18 protein-coding genes are annotated in these 17,920 nt (G+C 71.2%); 3 read left to right on the plus strand and 15 right to left on the minus strand.

Translation table 11 applies throughout. The features are described 5' to 3' along the window. Positions 1 to 67: 67 nt before the first annotated feature. Positions 68 to 1,564 carry an aldehyde dehydrogenase family protein gene (locus tag OG439_RS36665; protein WP_247059203.1) on the minus strand — a complete coding sequence of 499 codons (1,497 nt, stop codon included), beginning with the start codon at positions 1,562 to 1,564 and terminating at the stop codon, positions 68 to 70. Positions 1,565 to 1,598: 34 nt separating this feature from the next. Next, positions 1,599 to 2,744, minus strand: coding sequence for an MFS transporter (locus tag OG439_RS36670; RefSeq protein ID WP_326945164.1), 1,146 nt, complete (start codon positions 2,742 to 2,744; stop codon positions 1,599 to 1,601). A 67-nt stretch (positions 2,745 to 2,811) separates the two neighbouring features. Between OG439_RS36670 and OG439_RS36675 the strand changes: the two genes are divergently transcribed. Further along, positions 2,812 to 3,750, plus strand: coding sequence for an ArsR/SmtB family transcription factor (locus OG439_RS36675; protein ID WP_326945165.1), 939 nt, complete (start codon positions 2,812 to 2,814; stop codon positions 3,748 to 3,750). A gap of 37 nt (positions 3,751 to 3,787) precedes the next feature. Beyond that, the gene (locus tag OG439_RS36680) at positions 3,788 to 4,423 is read left to right on the plus strand and encodes an MBL fold metallo-hydrolase (protein ID WP_326945166.1); all 636 of its coding nucleotides are present in this window, start codon (positions 3,788 to 3,790) and stop codon (positions 4,421 to 4,423) included. Here the strand turns inward: OG439_RS36680 and OG439_RS36685 are convergent. The 3 genes from OG439_RS36685 to OG439_RS36695 form a co-directional block, all read right to left on the minus strand. Next, the gene (locus OG439_RS36685) at positions 4,420 to 5,115 is read right to left on the minus strand and encodes a DUF2334 domain-containing protein (protein ID WP_326945167.1); all 696 of its coding nucleotides are present in this window, start codon (positions 5,113 to 5,115) and stop codon (positions 4,420 to 4,422) included. The two genes, OG439_RS36680 and OG439_RS36685, sit on opposite strands and share 4 nt — an antisense overlap. Positions 5,116 to 5,189: 74 nt before the next feature. After that, positions 5,190 to 5,681: an NADPH-dependent FMN reductase gene (locus OG439_RS36690; RefSeq protein WP_326951708.1), complete on the minus strand. Its 492-nt coding sequence runs from the start codon at positions 5,679 to 5,681 to the stop codon at positions 5,190 to 5,192. Further along, positions 5,575 to 6,573: a phosphoribosylaminoimidazolesuccinocarboxamide synthase gene (locus OG439_RS36695; protein ID WP_326945168.1), complete on the minus strand. Its 999-nt coding sequence runs from the start codon at positions 6,571 to 6,573 to the stop codon at positions 5,575 to 5,577. The genes OG439_RS36690 and OG439_RS36695 overlap by 107 nt, the downstream gene beginning before the upstream one ends. Positions 6,574 to 6,621: 48 nt before the next feature. Here OG439_RS36695 and OG439_RS36700 point away from each other — a divergent pair, with 48 nt between their 5' ends. Next, on the plus strand, positions 6,622 to 7,428 hold the full coding sequence (locus tag OG439_RS36700) for an SAM hydrolase/SAM-dependent halogenase family protein (protein ID WP_326945169.1): 807 nt from the start codon (positions 6,622 to 6,624) through the stop codon (positions 7,426 to 7,428). 64 nt (positions 7,429 to 7,492) lie between these two features. Here the strand turns inward: OG439_RS36700 and OG439_RS36705 are convergent, their stop codons facing one another. The 10 genes from OG439_RS36705 to OG439_RS36750 all read right to left on the minus strand — a co-directional run bounded on the left by OG439_RS36705 (position 7,493) and on the right by OG439_RS36750 (position 17,745). Then, complete coding sequence (locus tag OG439_RS36705; protein ID WP_326951709.1) at positions 7,493 to 8,236, minus strand: amino acid ABC transporter ATP-binding protein; 744 nt, start codon at positions 8,234 to 8,236, stop codon at positions 7,493 to 7,495. Continuing rightward, positions 8,233 to 9,000 (minus strand): amino acid ABC transporter permease, encoded by a 768-nt coding sequence (locus tag OG439_RS36710; RefSeq protein WP_247059210.1) that lies wholly within the window; start codon positions 8,998 to 9,000, stop codon positions 8,233 to 8,235. Before OG439_RS36710 ends, OG439_RS36705 begins: the two co-directional genes overlap by 4 nt. Before the next feature lie 7 nt (positions 9,001 to 9,007). Then, positions 9,008 to 9,793: an ABC transporter substrate-binding protein gene (locus OG439_RS36715; protein WP_247059211.1), complete on the minus strand. Its 786-nt coding sequence runs from the start codon at positions 9,791 to 9,793 to the stop codon at positions 9,008 to 9,010. Positions 9,794 to 9,800: 7 nt separating this feature from the next. Beyond that, on the minus strand, positions 9,801 to 10,568 hold the full coding sequence (locus OG439_RS36720) for an ABC transporter substrate-binding protein (protein WP_326945170.1): 768 nt from the start codon (positions 10,566 to 10,568) through the stop codon (positions 9,801 to 9,803). Position 10,569: 1 nt separating this feature from the next. Beyond that, entirely contained in the window at positions 10,570 to 11,394 is an 825-nt protein-coding gene (locus OG439_RS36725; protein ID WP_326945171.1) for a substrate-binding periplasmic protein, read from the minus strand. 150 nt (positions 11,395 to 11,544) lie between these two features. Then, a complete protein-coding gene (gene purB, locus OG439_RS36730) occupies positions 11,545 to 12,972 on the minus strand; it encodes an adenylosuccinate lyase (protein ID WP_326945172.1) in 1,428 nt (475 codons plus the stop codon). Between the two features lie 23 nt (positions 12,973 to 12,995). Next, on the minus strand, positions 12,996 to 13,832 hold the full coding sequence (locus OG439_RS36735) for a DUF4380 domain-containing protein (RefSeq protein WP_326945173.1): 837 nt from the start codon (positions 13,830 to 13,832) through the stop codon (positions 12,996 to 12,998). Continuing rightward, positions 13,829 to 14,974, minus strand: a complete 1,146-nt coding sequence (gene dgoD, locus OG439_RS36740; RefSeq protein WP_326945174.1) for a galactonate dehydratase — start codon at positions 14,972 to 14,974, stop codon at positions 13,829 to 13,831. The genes OG439_RS36735 and dgoD overlap by 4 nt, the downstream gene beginning before the upstream one ends. Before the next feature lie 24 nt (positions 14,975 to 14,998). Further along, positions 14,999 to 15,682, minus strand: a complete 684-nt coding sequence (locus tag OG439_RS36745) for an SDR family NAD(P)-dependent oxidoreductase (RefSeq protein WP_326945175.1) — start codon at positions 15,680 to 15,682, stop codon at positions 14,999 to 15,001. A gap of 14 nt (positions 15,683 to 15,696) precedes the next feature. After that, complete coding sequence (locus OG439_RS36750; protein WP_326945176.1) at positions 15,697 to 17,745, minus strand: hypothetical protein; 2,049 nt, start codon at positions 17,743 to 17,745, stop codon at positions 15,697 to 15,699. Between the last annotated feature and the right edge of the window lie 175 nt (positions 17,746 to 17,920).

Raw genomic sequence — 17,920 nt, forward strand, 5'->3', positions numbered from 1 at the left:
CAGTTTACCGGGGGCTACCGACAGTTCCGGGGCTGCGGACGCGAGTTGTCCACAACCCCGGAGCCGGTCAGCGCTTGCCGTGGAGGATGGTCACCAGCTTGGCGACCATGGCGTCCGTCGAAGGCTTGCGGGTGAACGACGTCAGCGTCAGCGGCGCCGTGAAGCGTTGGCGGGCGATGGCCTTGGTGCGGGCGAACTCGCGCAGGCCCTCCGGGCCGTGGATGCGGCCGAAGCCCGAGTCGCCCACGCCGCCGAACGGCAGGGATGCGATGCCCGCGAACGAGAGCGGGGCGTTGATCGACGTCATGCCCGTGCGCAGCTTTTCCGCCAGCTCGACGCCGCGGGACTTCGAAAACACCGTCGAGCCCAGGCCGTACTTCGTGTTGTTCGCCTTCTCGATCGCTTCGTCCATGTTGCGGACCTTCGCGATGGTCACCGTCGGGCCGAACGTCTCCTCCGTGACGGCTTCGGAGTCCTCCGGGACGTCGATCAGGACCGTCGGCTGCGCGTACCGGTCGCCGACCGAGTCCTCGCCGCCCAGCACCGCCTTGCCGCCGCGGGCCACGGCGTCCTGGATGTGGCGCCTGATCACGCCGAGCTGCGACGGCATCGTCACCGGGCCGTACTGGGCGGCCTCGTCCGAGCCCGCGCGGACGTCCTTCGACTTCTCGACGACCTTCGCGACGAACTCGTCGTGCACCTTCTCGTGGACGTACACCCGCTCGACGCCGATGCAGGTCTGGCCGGAGTTGGAGAACGCGCCCCAGACCGTCGCGTCGGCCGCGGCGTCCAGGTCGGCGTCCGCGTCGACCAGCACCGGGTCCTTGCCGCCCGCCTCGATGACGACCGGGGTGAGCGTCTCGGCGGCCGCGGCCATGATCCGCTTGCCGGTGGCGGTCGAGCCGGTGAACGCGATCTTGTCGACGCCCGCGCCGACCAGCGCCGCGCCCGTCTCGCCGAAGCCGGTGATCAGCTGCAGCACCGGCTGCTCGGGGACGATCTCGGCGAACGCGTCGACCAGCCACTTGCCGACGCCCGGGGTGTACTCGCTGGGCTTGAAGACGACGGCGTTGCCCGCCGCGAGCGCGTAGGCGATCGAGCCGAGCGGCGTGAACACCGGGTAGTTCCACGGGCCGATCACGCCGACGACGCCGAGCGGCTGGTACTCGACGGTGGCCGCCTGGTTCGACATCAGCAGTCCGGCCGAGCGCTTCTGCTTGCCGAGGATCTTCTTCGCGTGCTTGCCGGCCCACGCGATGTGCTCGATGGCCAGGACGCTCTCGAGCTGCGCGTCGGCGATCGGCTTGCCGGTCTCGTCGCGCACCACCTGGCACAGCTGCGGCAGCCGTCGCGTCAGCACGCCCTTCCAGCCGCGAAGCCGCTCCGCGCGGCCGGCGAAGCCGAGGTCAGCCCACCACTTCGCCGCAACGCGCGCCCGCACGACGGCGGCCTGCACGTCCTCGGCGCTGTGCACCGGGTAGGTCCCGACGACCTCGTCGGTCGCCGGGCTCAGCGAGTCGAAGGTCTCGCCGAGGGACGTCGGCTTAGGCTGGACGGCAGTCATCGGCGTCTCCCGCAAGGTCGAGGTTCAGCCCAGGTTACGACGTTACTGACGTGGTGCCAATAGCGCCCGCGGGCTTCGCCACCAGCATTGCACCGGCGATCGCCGCAGCAAAGACACCGAACACCGGCGCGAGCCACAGCGGCAGCACGCCCACCGCCAGTGAGCCGAGCCCGAAGCCGCACGCCTGCACCGTGAACGACAGCGAGAAACCCGCTGACCTGCGGTTCTTCGGCAGCAGCCGCTGCAGGTTGACGGAGGTCGCGGCCACCAGCGGCCCGGTGCACCCGCCGATCACGGCCACCGAAGCGATCAGGCCCGGCCAGCCGAAGTCGCCCGCGAGGGCAAGTCCGCCGACGATGAACCCGCCGAGGAACAGCCGCGGGTCGCCGGTCTTGCCGCGCCACGCGTAGAGCGCGCTGCCCACGATGCTCGCGCCGCTGAGCACCGCGATCACCACCGGCGCGGCCGTGTCGGGCGCGCCGAGCCGCTGGACGAGCGGCAGCGGCGCGACCTCGATCGTCGACAGCAGCAGCCCGACGGTGAACGCGCAGCACAGCCACGGCAGGTAGGTGCCGACGCCGACCGGTGGCACGTCCGGCCCGGTTTCTTCCCGTTCGCGCTCGGCCGCGCGGCGCGGGACGAGCACGGCGGCGCCCACGCAGGCGGCGGCCATCGCGGCGAGCGGCACGAACGGACCGGCCAGGTCGAGCAGCGCGACCAGCGCCGGGCCGCCGATGAGCACGCCTTCGAGCAGCATCGCGTCGACGGAGATGGCCCGCGGCAGCAGCGCGTCGTCGACGGTGTCCGCGAGCAGCGTCCGGAACCCGCCGGACAACGCGCCCGCGGTGGCGCCGGGCAGCAGGACCAGCGCGAGCAGCACGGCGGTCGGCGCGGCCGCCGACGCCGCGAAGGCGAGCACGGCGAAGCCGGCGGCGGTCAGGAGCAGCAGCGCGGGCAGGCCGCGCGTCACGCCGACGCGGTCCAGCAGCCGCCCGACCGGCACCGCGCCGGCCATCTCGGCGACGACGTAGACCGACATCAGCACCCCGCCGAGCCGGTAGGAGCCAGTGGTGGCCGTGGTCAGCAGGGTGAACGCGAGCGGCGCCATGGTCGCCGGGAGCCGGGCGAACTGGACGCCCGCCGACCAGCGCCAGTAGGCGCGATGGGTGAACAACGACATGGGAGCACGCTCTTACGGCGGCGGTTTGCGCCATACTGATTCGGGCACGAGCGAATCCGGGGTCGCCATGATCGAGCTGGTCCTGAGCGCGGCCGGCAGCCAGCGCGTCCGCTTCGCGATCTCGCCGCTGGAGGAGGTCCTCGGCGCCGTCCAGACGCTGCTCGGGCTCCGCGGGCACCCGGCGCACCTGCCGTGGGTGTCCGCCGCCCCCGCGCTCGACGTCCCCGAGCTGGCGGCGGTCCTGAGCGCGCGGCACTACATCACCGAGTTCCTGAGCCCGCCGCCCGAGGGGCCGGAAACCACCGCCGAGGCCCAGCTGCGGGTGGTCCGCGAGACGCCGCCGCACCAGGTCGCGCTGGAGCTGGCGATGGTCGACGCCGACCTTTCGCTGCTCCCGGCCGACCCGGCGGCCGCGCGGGACCTGCTGGCCGGCCAGCTCGAGACCGTCTGGAACGCGCTGCTCGCCCCGCGGTGGCCGCGCCTGCGCGAGCTGCTGGCCGCCGACATCGCCTACCGGACGCGGCTGCTCGGCTCCGGGGGCATCACCGCGATGCTGGCCGGACTCCACCCTCAGGTCCGGCTGACCGGGACGTCGGTGCTGGTCGACGTCCGCTCCCGCGAACGGCTCGAGATCGACTCCCGCGGCCTGCTGTTCATCCCGGCGGTGTTCGCGTGGCCGAACGTCGGGGTGGTGACGGTGCCGCCGTGGCAGACGTCACTGCTCTACCCCGCCCGCGGCGTCGCGTCGCTGTGGACGTCGGCGACGGCGCCGCCGGAACCGCTGGCCGAGGTGCTCGGCCGGACCCGGGCGCTGCTGCTGACCGGCCTGGACGCCCCAGCCGCGACGGCCGACTTGGCGCGCCGCTTCGACCTCGCCCCGGCGACGGTGTCGGCGCACCTGACGGCGTTGCGCGCGGCCGGGCTGCTGACGTCGGAGCGCAGCGGGCACCGGGTGCTGTACCGCCGCACCGGCCTCGGCGACGCGTTGCTGACCGGCAAACTCTGACTAGGGTGGAATCACGACCCGTGAAGGAGAATCATCGATGCGTATCGTCCATTTCGGACATGCCTGTGTGCTGCTGGAGACCGGCTCGGAGCGGATCCTGATCGACCCCGGCACGTTCTCCACGGACTTCGAGCGCGAGCGTGAGCTGGCCGCCGTGCTGATCACGCACCAGCACTTCGACCACCTCGACGTCGAGCGGCTGCCGAAGGTGCTCGAAGCCAACCCGGACGCGAAGCTGATCGTCGACCCCGGCTCGGCCGAGGCCGTCGGGAAGCTGGGTGTCCCGTTCGACATCGCGAACGTCGGGGACGCGTTCGCGATCGGGGACACGTCGATCAAGGCCGTCGGCGGCGAGCACGCCGTGATCCACAGCGACATCCCGACGATCCCGAACATCGGCTACGTCTTCGACGACGGCGCGTTCTTCCACCCCGGCGACTCGTTCTTCGTGCCGGAGCAGCACATCGACGTCCTCGGCCTGCCGACCGGCGCGCCGTGGCTCAAGGCCGGCGAGGCGGTCGACTACCTGCGCGCGGTGGCGCCGCGGATCGCCGTGCCGATCCACGAAGCCGTGCTCGCCAACCCGGGCATGCACTACGGCCTGTTCGGCAACCTCGCACCCGAAGGCACCGAAGTGAAGGTGCTCGACCGCGCGGAGCCGGCAAAGCTCTAGGCGGCGACGGCGCGCAGTGAGCCGTAGGTCGCGCCGAACGCGCGGTTCTCCAGGGCGACGTCGACGGCGTCGAGGAGGGCCTGGCGGAGGCCGGGGCGGGTGAGGTCGATGGCGTCGACGCCGAGCCGGACCAGGCCGCCCCGGCGCGCGGCGCGGGCGGCCGCCAGCACCAGCGCGAAGCAGCGGACAGTCTCGGTGCGCTGCGACTGGCTGGTGAACTCCTGGACGCGGGCGCGGCGCACCTCGCCGGTGACGAGGTCGCGCACCGCGCCGAGGTCCGCGCACAGGCGGAAGCCGTGCTCGCCCAGCGCCTGAAGCGTGCCCTGGGACGCGATCCAGCGCGGCGGCGCGAAGCCGTCCACGGCCAGCCCGGCGGCGTCCAGCGCGGCCTTCGCGGCGATCAGCCGCAGCCGCGCCTCGTGCGCGGGCAGCGTCGCGAACTCCGCCTTCTTGCCCAGGTACACCGTGCGGTGCGTGGGCGTGACGACGTGGTCGTAGCCGTGCAGCAGCACGGAATCACCACGGCGGGCGCGGGTGCGCACCCACTCCGTCACCGGGCCTTCGCCGGTGCGCGCGGCGTACAGCACCGACAGCGGCACTTTGCGGCGGTCGAGCTCGGCCGCGAGATCGGCGCACCGGTGCAGCGTGCGCGGGGTGATGCCCGACAGCGAAACCAGCAACTGAGCGTCCACGCCACCATTGGGACGCACGCGTCTGACGTCGGCGTGAACTGCGCAGAACGGGCGGGCGGCCGTTGCCGGAAGGGTCAGCCGCCTTCACTCAGGCGCTGGACCGCCACGGCGATGCGCTCGCGCAGGTCGGGGTCGGCGACCACACCATCGGCGACCGCGGCGCGCGGGACCGGGATCCGCGCGCAGGCTTCCTCGACGATCTCGGCGCCCGCGTACGTCAGCACCTTGCGCAACGAGTCGTGTGCGTCGCCGCCGCCAGTCGGCGCCGCCACGGACGAGGCGTTGATCCAGGCGACCGGCTTGCCGTAGATCTCACCACCGCCGACCGTCCAGTCGAGCAGGTTTTTGAACGACCCCGGCAGGCCGCCGGCGTACTCCGGGGTGCAGATCAGCACCGACGTCGCGGCCGCGATGGCCGCGCGCAGCGAAGCGACGGCGGGGTGCAGCGGGTCGCGGTCGTCATCGGGGTTGAAGTGCGGGAGATCGCCGAGTCCGGTGAACGTCGTGGTCTCCGTGAGGGTCGCGACGGTCCCCAGTACCGCCGCATTGCCCGAGCCTGCTCGCAGGCTGCCGCAGATCAGCAGGATCACGGGGCCAGTCTGCCAGGCACAGCCCGGTGATGCGGTGATAAGCCTCGATGTAGCGGTCCCGCGTGGCCGTCACCACTTCGGGCGGCAACGGCGGCAACGGGGACGCGCAGTCCCAACCGGACACCGGGTCGACGAGCCAGTCGCGCACGTGCTGCTTGTCGAACGACGGCCGGCCGGGCCGGTGGCCGTCGGCGGGCCAGTAGCGCGCCGAATCCGGCGTCAGCACCTCGTCGGCCAGCACCAGGCCGCCGTGCGCGCCGATGCCGAACTCGAACTTCGTGTCGGCCAGCAGCAGGCCCTGCTCCGCGGCGCGCGCGGCACCGCGGCGGTACAGCTCGAGCGACGCCTCGCGGACCTCCTCCGCGAGCGCGCGGCCGAGGACCGAGACGAACGTGTCGAAGTCGATGTTCTCGTCGGGTTCGCCGGGACGGGCCTTTGTGGACGGCGTGAAGATCGGCTCGGGCAGCCGGGCCGCCTCGGCGAGCCCGGGCGGCGGCACGACGCCGCACACCGCGCCGTCACGGCGGTAGTCCGCGTAGCCGCGGCCGGTCAAGTAGCCGCGGACAACGGCCTCCACCGGCAGCATCTCGAGCCGCTCGACCAGCATCGCCCGGCCACGCACGGCGTCGGGGATCCCCGGCCCGTCGCTGGCCACGAGGTGGTTCGGCAGGACGTCGGCGAGCTCACCGAACCAGAACACGCTCATCGCCGTGAGCACCCGGCCCTTGTCCGGAACCGGGGTGACAAATACACGTTCAAAAGCCGAAATTCGGTCGGAAGCAACGATCAGGAGCCGGTCGTCGCCCGCGTCGTACAGGTCGCGGACCTTGCCGGTGACGAGCTTGGGGTGTCTGGGGAGGGGTGTCACGCACTGAACCCTAACGGGCACGCTCCGCCACCGAGGATGATGCTGCACATGCCGCTGACATGGGCCTCGATGACCACCGACTACGGGCTGCGCGACGGCTTCGTGGCGGCCTGCCACGGCGTGATCGCGCGGCTGGCGCCCGCCGTGCGGGTCATCGACGTGACGCACGAGGTGCCGCCCCAGAACGTCCGCCACGGGGCCATGGCGCTGGCGCAGACGGCGCCCTACCTGCCGGAGGCCGTGCACGTCGCCGTGGTCGACCCGGGCGTCGGCACGGCGCGGCGTGGGGTGGTCGTCGTCGCCGAGGGCGGGCTGCTGGTCGGGCCGGACAACGGCCTGCTGCTGCCCGCCGCGCGGGCCCTCGGCGGGGTCCGGGCCGCGTACGAGCTGACCGAGCCGTCGCTGCGGCTGCCGGTGACGTCGGCGACGTTCCACGGACGGGACGTCTTCGCGCCCGCGGCCGCGCACCTTGCATTGGGCGTCTTGCCGTCTGCATTCGGCAACGCCGTCGAGACGCTGGTGGAGCTGCCCGAGCCGTTCGTGGCGGCGTTCCCCGGCAAGCTGGTGTCGGAAGTGCTGACGGTCGACCACTTCGGCAACGTCCAGCTGGCCGCGACGCCGGCGGATCTCGAGCTGAGCGGGCTGACCGGCGCGGTTTCGGTGCACAGCGAGCGGGTCGCGGTGATCACGGCGGTCGGGCGGACGTTCGCGGACGTGCCCATCGGGGCGAGCGTGCTCTTCGCGGACTCGGCGGGCCGGCTCGCCGTCGCCGTCAACGGCGGCTCGGCGGCGGCCGTGCTCGGGCTGGGCCCGGCCCAGGAGTGCACGATCACCTCGTCGCCGACGGCCACCTGACCCGGCAGTCCACAGTCGTGAGTGGGAAACAGTGTTCTAACACTGTTTCCCACTCACGACCGCGTCAGAGCACCTGCGAGAGGAACCGTTGCAGGCGCGGGCTTTGCGGGTCATCGAACAGCTGCGCCGGCGGGCCCTGCTCCACGATCCTGCCCGCGTCCATGAACGCGACCTCGTCGGCGACGCTGCGGGCGAAGCCCATCTCGTGGGTGACCACGATCAGCGTCAGCCCGCGTTCGGCCAGGCCCGCCATCAGCGTCAGCACACCCTTGACCAGCTCCGGGTCGAGCGCGCTGGTGGCCTCGTCGAACAGCATGACCTCGGGGTCCATCGCCAGCGCCCGGGCGATCGCGACGCGCTGCTGCTGCCCGCCCGACAACGCGCTGGGCCGGTACGGCGCCTTGTCGGCCAGGCCGACGTCCGCCAGCCGGGCGCGGGCGATCGCCGCCGCTTCCTCCTTGCTCAGCTTCTTCACGCTGCGCAGCGGCAGCACGATGTTGTCCAGCACGCTCCGGTGGCCGAAGAGGTTGAAGTGCTGGAACACCATGCCGACACGCTGACGCAGGGCGTCCGGGTCGGACCGGATCACGGACTCGCCGTCGAGCAGCAGGTCGCCGGAGTCGGGCTCCTGCAGGCGGTTCACGCACCGCAGGAGCGTCGACTTGCCGGAACCGGACGGCCCGATCACGCAGGTCGTCTTGCCGCTCGGCACCTTCAGGTCGACCCCGCGCAGGACTTCCAGCGTGCCGAAGCTGACGTGGATGTCCCGCAGTTCCACACTGGACGAACGCACCGCTGTCGTCGTCACCACGCGCTCACCCTTCCGCCGGGACCGATCTCCACCGGGTCGCCTTCGTCCGGCTCGTCGGCCCGGACCTTGCGCCCGGTCCGGAGCTTCTTGTCGATGTAGTTCACCAGGTGCGTCAGCGGCACCGTGATCACCAGGTAGACGAACCCGGCCGCGACCAGCGGCGACAGGTTCCCGGTGTTGGCCGCCAGGTCCTGCCCGATCCGGAACAGCTCGCGCTGCTCGGACAGCAGGCCGAGGAAGTACACCAGGCTGGAGTCCTTGACCAGCGAGATGAACTGGTTCACCAGGGCGGGCAGCACGCGCCGGACGCCCTGCGGGATGACGATCAGCAGCATCGCCTTGCTGTAGCTCATCCCGAGCGCGCGGCTGGCCTCCAGCTGTCCTTTTTCGACACTCTGGATGCCGGCCCGGAAGATCTCGCCGATGTAGGCGGCGGCGATCAGGCTCAGCGCCAGGATGCCCAGCGGGTACGGGTTGGTGCCGACGACGTCCCGGGCGAGCGTGCCGAGACCCTGGCCGATCACGAGGATGGTCAGGATCGCCGGCAGGCCGCGGAAGATGTCGGTGTACACCCGGGCCGGCCAGCGCAGCCACGCCTTGGTGGACAGGCCCATCACCGCGACGACCATGCCGAGCACGGTGCCGATCACCGCGGAGGTGAACGCCAGGATCAGTGTGTTGAGCAGACCGGTCTTCAGCAGGTCCGGGAAGACCTGCCAGATGTACTCCCAGTCGAGGAAGGTGTCGAAGAACTGATCCATCGCGGTTCTACTGCCCCGCCTTGAACTCCGCCGGCACCGGCGCGGTGGCCTCGAACTGGTCGTGCACCTTCACCCAGGTGCCGTCCGCGATGACCTTCTTCAGGCCGTCGTTGACCTTGGTGATGAGGTCGGTGTTGCCCTTCTTGAAGGCGAACCCGTGCGGGATGGTCGTGGTGATCGCCTTGGTCACCTTGAGCTTCGCGTCCGGGTTGTTCTTCGCGTAGTCCTCGGCGGTGGCCTGGTCGAACACCGCGCCGTCGACCGCGCCGGTCTTGAGCGCGGCCAGCGCGGCGGCGTCGTTCGGGAACCGGACGGCCTGCGCGGTCGGCGCGTTCGTGCCGAGCCAGGTGTCCGACACCGTTCCCTGGACGACGCCGATCCGCTTGCTCGCCAAGGAGTTCTCGTCCGTGATGCCGGCGGTCTCCTTGGCTTCGATGCCGAGGGACTGGTAGTTGTACGGCGCCGAGAAGTCGACGGTCTTCTTGCGGGCGTCGGTCTGCGAGATCGCCGAGCTGCCGATGTCGAAGGTGCCGTTCGCGACCTGGCCGAGCAGCGCCGAGAAGTCCGTCGCGACGAACTCCAGCTTCAGGCCCTCTTTCTGCGCGATGGCCTTGAGCAGCTCGTTGTCGAAGCCGGTGAAGGTGCCGTTCTCCTGGTAGGCGTTCGGCTTCGAGTCGCTCAGCGTGCCGACGCGCAGGGTCTTGTCACCGCCGCCGCTGTCCGAGCCGCCGCCACACGCCGTGAGCGCGGCCAGCAGCGTCGCCGCGATCGCCGTGACCAGTGTCTTCTTCATGGGTCTCCTAACCCTGGAACCCGGCCGGCACCGGAGCGGTCGGCAGGAACTGCTGGTGCAGCTTAAGCCAGGTACCGTCGGAGATCACCTGCTTGAGCCCGGCGTCGATCTTGCCGAGCAGTTCGGTGTTGCCCTTCTTCACCGCGAAGCCGTGCGGCACGTCCGTGACGAAGCTCTTCACGACGACGAGCTTGGCGTCGGGGTTGTCGGTGACGTTCTTCTCGGCGATGCTCTGGTCCAGGATGTACGCGTCGACGGCGCCGGTCTTCAACGCGGTCAGCGCGGCGGCGTAGTCCGGGAAGCGCACGGCCTGCGCGGTCGGGACCGTGGTGCCCAGCCAGTGGTCGCCGACGGTCGCCTGGATGACGGCGACCCGCTTGCCCGCCAACGCCTTCTCGTCGGTGACCGGCGTGCCCTGCTTGGCCTGGATGCTCATGGTCTCGAAGTCGTAGGCCGCCGAGAAGTCGACGGTCTTCTTGCGCTCGTCCGTCTGCGCGATCGCCGAGCTGGCGATGTCGTAGCGGCCGGACGCGACCTGGCCGAGCAGCGCGGAGAAGTCCGTCGCGGCGAACTCCAGCTTCAGGTTCTGCTTGGCCGCGATGGCCTTGAGCAGCTCGTTGTCGAAGCCGGTGTAGTTGCCGTCCTTGAGGAAGATGTTCGGCGGCGCGTCGCTGAGGGTGCCGACGTGCAGCGTCGGGAAAGCGCTGTCCGAGCCACTGCCGCACGCGGTGAGCGTGAGGGCCGCGGCCAGTACGGTGACGATCAGCTTCTTCATGTCACGCACCCAGGTTCTTCACGGGCAGGCCGGGGCCGCCCTGCTGGAGTTCCTTCGACAGCGGTGTCGTCTTGTAGAACTGGCCGTAGATGCGCGCGACCGTGCCGTCCGCGATGGCCTTCGCGAGCCCGTCGTTCAGCTTCTTCAGCAGGTCGGGATCGGTCTTGGCGACGGCGAACGCCGACGGCGTGTCCTTGTCCTCGACGGTGTAGCCGAGCTCCAGCGGCACCGCGGGGTTCTGGTCCAGGTACTTCTGGCCGATGTCCTGCGGCACGACCCAGCCGTCCAGCGTGCCGTTCTTCAGCTGCGCGAAACCCGCGTTGTAGTCGGGGAAGCGGACGACCTGGGCCCCGTTGGTCTTGCCCGCGAACTCGTCCTGCACCGAACCCTGGACGACGCCGAGCCGCTTGCCCGCGAACGCCGCCGGGTCCTTGAGGTTCGCGCCCTTCTCGGTCACGATCGTCGTGAAGCCGGTGTTGTACCCGTTGGAGAAGGAGACCGTCTTCTTGCGCGCCTCGGTGCTCGAAATCGTCGAGCTGCCGATGTCGAACTTGCCGGTCGCGACGCCGGCCAGCAGGCCGGAGAACTCGGTGCCGACGAACTCGACCTCGAAGCCCTCACGCTTCGCGATGTCGCGCAGCAGCTCGTTGTCGTAGCCGGTGAACCGGCCGTTCTCCAGGTAGATCGACGGCGGGGCGTCGCTCAGCGTGCCGACGCGCAGGGTCTTGCTCGCGGCCGAGGAGTCGGCACCGCCGCAGGCGGCCAAGGTCAGCGTCAGCGCGCCCGCGGTGACGACGGCGGCGATCTTCGACAGCGTGGATCTCATCGCTTCTTCCAGAGGTTGGCGCGCCGGTGGCGCGAGGAAAGCACGTCAGGTCATCTGGTAGACGATCTGACGCTCCGGGTTCAGCGGTCGAGATTAGGGATTTCGCCCGTTCGTGTGGATTCGTTCCAGTCCGTGGACTCGTGCGTCAGCTCACAGGATCGGCTGGGGCGCGTAGCCCGCCGCTTCGGGGAACTGCTCGAGCACCTGCGCGACGCGCTCGGCGACCTGCGTCACCTGACGCCCGGCCGTCCCGGTGAACGAGATCCGGTCGGCGAGCAGCTTGTCCAGCTCACCGCGGTCGAGCGGGATGCGCTCGTCGGCCGCGAACCGGTCGAGCAGGTCGTTCTCCGCGCGCCCTTCGCGCATCTCCAGCGCCACGGCGACGGAGTGCTCCTTGATGGCTTCGTGGGCCGTCTCACGTCCGACGCCCGCGCGGACCGACGCCATGAGCACCTTCGTCGTGGTGAGGAACGGCAGGTAGCGATCCAGCTCACGCTCGATGACGGCCGGGAAGGCGCCGAACTCGGCCAGCACCGTGAGGAACGTCTCCAGCAGGCCGTCGAGCGCGAAGAAGGCGTCCGGCAGCGCGACGCGGCGGACGACCGAGTCGGAGACGTCACCCTCGTTCCACTGGTCGCCGGCCAGCTCGCCGATCATCGACAGGTAGCCGCGCAGCACGACGGCGAGGCCGTTGACGCGCTCGCAGGAGCGGGTGTTCATCTTGTGCGGCATCGCGGACGAGCCGACCTGGCCGGGCTTGAAGCCCTCGGTGACCAGCTCGTGGCCGGCCATCAGCCGGATCGTCTTGGCCAGGCTGGACGGCGCCGCGGCGACCTGGACCACAGTGGACAGCACGTCGAAGTCGAGCGAGCGCGGGTAGACCTGGCCGACGCTGACGAACCGGCGGTTGAAGCCGAGGTGCTGCATCACGCGGTCTTCGAGTTCGTCCAAAGTGGACTCGTCGCCGAGCAGGTCGAGCATGTCCTGCGCCGTGCCGACCGGGCCCTTGATGCCGCGCAGCGGGTAGCGGCCGATGAGGTTGTCGAGCCGCTCGAAGGCGACCAGCAGCTCGTCGGCGGCCGTGGCGAACCGCTTGCCGAGGGTGGTGGCCTGCGCGGCGACGTTGTGCGAGCGCCCGGCCATGACGGTGTCGGTGTGCTCGACGGCGAGCACGGCCAGCCGGGCGAGCACGGCGGCGACGCGGGCGCGGACCAGCTCCAGCGAGCGGAGCAGCTGCAGCTGCTCGACGTTCTCGGTGAGGTCGCGCGAGGTCATCCCCTTGTGGATGTGCTCCTGCCCGGCCAGGTCGCTGAACTCCTCGATGCGCGCCTTGACGTCGTGGCGGGTGACCCGCTCCCGGGCCGCGATCGACCCGAGGTCGACCTGCCGCAGCACGCGCTCGTAGTCCTCGACGACACCGTCGGGCACGTCGACGCCGAGGTCCTTCTGCGCTTTGAGCACGGCGATCCAGAGCTGCCGCTCCAGGACGACCTTCTCCTCCGGAGACCAGAGCGAAACCAGCTCCGGCGACGCGTAGCGGGCGGCGAGCACGTTGGGAATGCGGGGCTTGTCCGTCACGGCTTTCACGATACCTGTGCAGGTCAGGCGAGGGTCGCGCGGATCGTGAGGGCGGTCGAGGCCCCCGGCGCCAGCGTCGTCAGCGGGCCGAGGACCTCCAGCTCGACGATCCGCGCGGGCGGGTCCAGGTCGCCCAGCTCCGCGAGCGGCTCCGGCAGCGGGTGCTCCAGCCAGATCTCCAGCGGCGAGCCCTCGTCCGGGTACTCGCCCGCCGGGTCGACGTCGAAGGACAGCGTCAATGCGCCGTAGGACACCCAGCCCGCCGTGCCCGGCACACCCAGCTTGCCGACGACGTCCTGCGGCGGCACGACCAGCCGGTCACCGTCCACTGTGTACTCCGGCGTGCCCGTCCCCGCCACCAGCGCGACGACGTCCGGCCGCTGGAGCCCGGCGGTGACCGCGCCGCCGCCGGGGCACTGTGTCACGTTCCACAGGGCCCAGCGCACTTCGCGGTCGCTGACGTTCTCCGCGCGCAGGTCCAGCCGGTAGCCGTCGTCGAGGATGGTTATCGCGCGGGTGAACCGCAGGCCGGTGCGCGGGTCCGGCCCGCTGGTCATGGTGACCGTGTCGCCGTCGGCGGCCACGGCGTACGGCCCGGAGTCCAGCACCGGGTCCGGCGGGCCGGCCCACTGGTCCGGGCCGTCCCAGCCCTGGGGCGCGGGCCACGTCTTGTCGCCGCCGTAGTTGACCCAGTCGCCCATCCGGCCGGAGTTCGGCGCGTAGTCGCCGCGCAGGTCGGCGCCGAGCAGCGCCGGGTTACGCCAGAGCAGCTCGACGCCGCGGTGGCGCACCGACAGCAGCCGGCCGCCCAGCTCCGGCACCAGGCCGAGCCGCAGGTCGCCGCGCTCGAGCCAGGTCACCACTCGGCGAGGCCGCCGTCGTCGTGGCGCCACACCGGCGAGCGCCAGGCGTGCCCGATCTCGTCGGCCCGGCGGACGGCGGCTTCGTCGACCTCGATGCCGAGGCCCGGGCCGAGCGGGCGGGCCGCGTAGCCGTCCTGGAAGGTGAAGATCGACGGGTCGACGAGGTAGGAGTGCTCGGTGCCCTCGTGGTAGTGCATGCCGAGACTCTGTTCCTGGATCAAGAAGTTCGGCGTCGCGAACGAGACCTGCAGCGACGCGGCCAGCGAGATCGGCCCGAGCGGGCAGTGCGGCGCGAGCGACGCGCCGTACATCTCGGCCAGCGCGCCGATCCGGCGCAGCTCGGAGATGCCGCCGGCGTGCGACGGGTCCGGCTGCACGACCGCGACCCCGGCGTCGAGCACCGGCTTGAACTCCCAGCGCGAGTACAGCCGCTCGCCGACCGCGATCGGCACGGTCGACGCCTCGACGACCGAGCGCAGCGCGTCGCCCTGCGTCTCCGGCAGGATCGGCTCCTCGACGAACATCGGCTGGACGTCTTCCAGCATCTTGACCAGCCGCCGGGCCATCGCGGGCGAGACGCGGCCGTGGAAGTCGATCGCGAGGTCGCGGTCCGGGCCGAGCGCCTCGCGCGCTTCCCACGCGCGGGCGACCGCCGCGTCGGCTTGGCGGGGTGACGCGATCGCCGTCAACGGGCCGGCGACGTTCATCTTCACCGCCGTGAACCCCGCCTCGACCTGCGCGGTCACCGCTTCGCGGATGCCGGACGGCCGGTCGCCGCCGACCCAGCTGTAGACCCGGACGCGGTCGCGGACCGGGCCGCCGAGCAGCTCGTGGACCGGCGCGTCGCGGACCTTCCCGGCGATGTCCCACAGCGCGTGGTCGAACCCGGCCAAGGCGCTCGAAAGCACCGGCCCGCCGCGGTAGAAGCCGCCGCGGCGCAGCACCTGCCAGTGGTCCTCGATGCGCAGCGGGTCCTGGCCGATCAGCAGCTCGGACAGCTCGTGCACGGCCGCGCGCACGGTCTCCGCGCGGCCCTCGACCACGGGCTCGCCCCAGCCGCTGATGCCCTCGTCCGTGCTGACCTTGAGGAACAGCCAGCGCGGCGCGACCAGAAACGTTTCAACCCCGGTGATCTTCACCCGTGTCCCCCATCTGCGTCCCCATCATGCGGAATCCTTGGCGGCGGACCAGCCGCCGTCGACGGTCAGCTCGGCGCCGGTGACGAACGACGCGGCGTCCGAGAGCAGGAAGGCGATCACGTCCGCCACCTCGGCCGGCTCGCCGAGCCGCCCGGCCGGCGTCGCGCGGGCACTGCGCTCGCGGTCCTCGGGCGAGATGCGGCTCCAGGCCTCGGTGAGCACCGGCCCCGGCAGCACGGAGTTGACGCGCACGGCCGGGGCGTACTCCACGGCCAGCTGCCGGGCCAGCGCGACCAGCGCGCCCTTGCTCGCGGCGTACGCGGGATGACCCGGCAGGCCGAAGTGCGCGTGCACCGACGAGACGAGCACGATCGCCCCGCCCCGCGCCCGCAGCGACGGCAAGCAGGCCTTCACGGCGAGGTACGCGCCGGTCAGGTTGACGTCGAGCTGCCGCCGCCACTCGGCGCGGTCGATCTCGTGCAGCGGCCCGGTGCTGGGGACGTAGGCGTTGCTGACCAGGGCGTCCACCTCGCCGATGGCCGCCCAGGTCGCCTCTTCGGTGACGTCGCCCCGGATCGGCGTGACGCCGTCGGGGAGTTCGGCGATGTCCACGCCGAGCACGCGGTAGCCGTCGTCGAGCAGTTTCCGGGCCGTCGCCGCCCCGATCCCGGACGCCGCTCCGGTCACCACCGCGGTGCGCGTGGACATCGCCTCTCCCGTTCCTAGAACTTGGCTACATGGACATGGTCGTCCGGCCCTCGGGCGGCGAGCCACAGCGACGCGCCGTCGGAAGCCGCGCCGAGGGTTCCCACGATGCTCCCGCTCGGGTACTCCGGCCGTTTGAACCAGCCCGCCCAGGTGCCGGACCACTCGTTGGCCCACAGCGAGTAGTCGCTCGCGGACGCGGTGAGCGCGACCTTCACGCCGACCGCCACGAGCGTCGGGCTGCTGCTGACCGTGCCGCCGATGCCCGTCCAGTCCGACCACGTGGCGCCGGTCTTGGTGCGCGTCCAGACGCTGTCGTCGGCGGTGCGGACCGCGACGACCGTGCCGTTCGTGGACGTCGCCGCGCCGGGCCGGCCGTAGATCGGCTTGCCGCCGGGCGCGCCGAGACCGGACCACTGACCGGCGCTGGTCCGCAGCCAGACCTGGCCGTCGGCGCCACGCGCGAAGAGCGTGCCGTCGCCGGTGACGGACGGCGAATCGGTGAGCGTGCCGCCGAGCCGCTTCCAGTCGCCCCAGCGGCCCTTCGCGTAGGTGCGCTGGTAGGCGGCGTTGTCGAGGCCGCGGACGTAGACGTCGATGCCGTTCGGACCGGCCACCGCGGCGGGCTGGCCGAGGAACTCGCCGCCGACCTGACGCGGGCCGTCGAGGCCCTTGACCTGCAGGGAGCCGTTCCGGTCCCGGAAGAACGTCACCGTCTTGCCGCCGGTGCGGACGATCGCCGGGCTGGCGGACGCGTCGCCGCCGAGGTCGTCACCCGGGACGAGGTCGGTGCCGTGCAGGCGCAGGAACGCCGTGCCGTGCGCGGGCACGGTGACCGTGTACGAGCCGGTCGCGCTGCCGCGGTCGGCGCGGGCGCGCAGGTCGCGAACGGACACCCGGCCCTTGAGCCCGGCGTCGGCGAAGCTGAGCGTCATCTGCGTCGGCGTCTCACCGCGGTTGAACAAAACTACAGCCCGCTCGCCGTCGCGGGAGAGGACCTTGCTGTAGGTGTCGGTGCTGCCGTTGTTCGCGACGCGGACGCCCTGGGTGCCGAGGCGGTCCTGGTTGACGCCCACGATCTCCGGGTTTTTCAGCGTGCTGATCATCGACGCGGGCAGCGTGCGCGGGTCGGAGCCGAGGATCAGCGGGGAGGCCATCTCCGCCCACATGACGAACTGGGTGGTCGACTCCTCCTCGTTGAGCTCGTAGGTGCCCTGCTCGGTCTTGCGCATCGGGATCAGGTAGTCGGGGTCGTTGTAGTGCCCCGGCCCGTTGGCCTCGGGGTGCGCGGCGTTGGCGTCCATGTTGCGCAGGACGTCCGTCCAGATTCCCTCGTACGGCGTGCCGAACGCGATGTCCGTGCTGGTGCGCCAGGAGTCGGCGACGAGCGGGCCATAGCTGTAGGCGATCCCGGCGACCTGGTCCGGCCCGTGCGGGGTGCCCCACTCGTCGGTGACCGGGTTGCAGACGTTGAGCACCATCGGCCGGCCTGCTTTGGCGAGGGCCCTGCTGAACTGCGAGAACGCGTCGGCGGGCTTGAGGTTCTGGGCGATGCCGCAGAGGAAGTCGACCTTGACGGCGTCGAACTTCCAGCTCGCGAACCGCTTGGTGTCCTGCTCGTAGTGGCCGCCGGAGCCGGCCGCGCAGTTCTTGCCGTCCGACGCTCCCGCATCGGTGTAGATGCCGGCCTTGAGCCCGCGAGCGTGCAGGTAGTTGACCAAAGTGGACAGTCCACTCGGGAACTTGGCCGGGTCCGCGAGGAGGTTGCCGCTCTTGTCCCGCGGGTCCGCGGCGGTCCAGCCGCCGTCGATCCAGACGTAGCGGTAACCGGCGTCGCGCAGGCCGCTGGAGACGAGGAAGTCCGCGACGGACTCGACCGACGACTCGCTGGGCGCGCCCAGGCCGTAGTAGGTGTTCCAGCCCATGTACGGGGTCTTCGCGACCCCGCTGTCGTAGTAGTCGGGAGCGCCTTGGTCGACGGCCGGTGTGGCCTGGGCCGGGATCGCGATGGCGGTGAGCGCGGCGGTTGCCGCTGCTACGACCGCTAGGGATCTCTTCAGGAGCATGTTGCTGGACACCCTTCTCCAGTGAACAGGTGCTTTGCGGGGGCTCCGGGTGGCGGAGCCCCCGGCCCGGGGCGGAGCCCCGGTTGTTACAGCGTCGAGCTAAGCCTGGAGCAGCATGCCGGGGCGTCTGAGGCTCCGTCAAGAATAAATCCTAAATTAAGATTTCACGCGCTAT

The sequence above is a fragment of the Amycolatopsis sp. NBC_01307 genome (assembly GCF_035975215.1).
Classification (GTDB): domain Bacteria; phylum Actinomycetota; class Actinomycetes; order Mycobacteriales; family Pseudonocardiaceae; genus Amycolatopsis.

Bases quoted from the DNA above. Each gene is read 5' to 3' on its own strand.
- OG439_RS36745 (WP_326945175.1), bottom strand. From the start codon at position 15,682: ATGTCCACGCGCACCGCGGTGGTGACCGGAGCGGCGTCCGGGATCGGG.
- OG439_RS36750 (WP_326945176.1), bottom strand. From the start codon at position 17,745: ATGCTCCTGAAGAGATCCCTAGCGGTCGTAGCAGCGGCAACCGCCGCG.
- OG439_RS36725 (WP_326945171.1), bottom strand. From the start codon at position 11,394: ATGAGATCCACGCTGTCGAAGATCGCCGCCGTCGTCACCGCGGGCGCG.
- OG439_RS36670 (WP_326945164.1), bottom strand. From the start codon at position 2,744: ATGTCGTTGTTCACCCATCGCGCCTACTGGCGCTGGTCGGCGGGCGTC.
- OG439_RS36675 (WP_326945165.1), top strand. From the start codon at position 2,812: ATGATCGAGCTGGTCCTGAGCGCGGCCGGCAGCCAGCGCGTCCGCTTC.
- OG439_RS36680 (WP_326945166.1), top strand. From the start codon at position 3,788: ATGCGTATCGTCCATTTCGGACATGCCTGTGTGCTGCTGGAGACCGGC.
- OG439_RS36720 (WP_326945170.1), bottom strand. From the start codon at position 10,568: ATGAAGAAGCTGATCGTCACCGTACTGGCCGCGGCCCTCACGCTCACC.
- OG439_RS36665 (WP_247059203.1), bottom strand. From the start codon at position 1,564: ATGACTGCCGTCCAGCCTAAGCCGACGTCCCTCGGCGAGACCTTCGAC.
- OG439_RS36715 (WP_247059211.1), bottom strand. From the start codon at position 9,793: ATGAAGAAGACACTGGTCACGGCGATCGCGGCGACGCTGCTGGCCGCG.
- OG439_RS36700 (WP_326945169.1), top strand. From the start codon at position 6,622: ATGCCGCTGACATGGGCCTCGATGACCACCGACTACGGGCTGCGCGAC.
- OG439_RS36710 (WP_247059210.1), bottom strand. From the start codon at position 9,000: ATGGATCAGTTCTTCGACACCTTCCTCGACTGGGAGTACATCTGGCAG.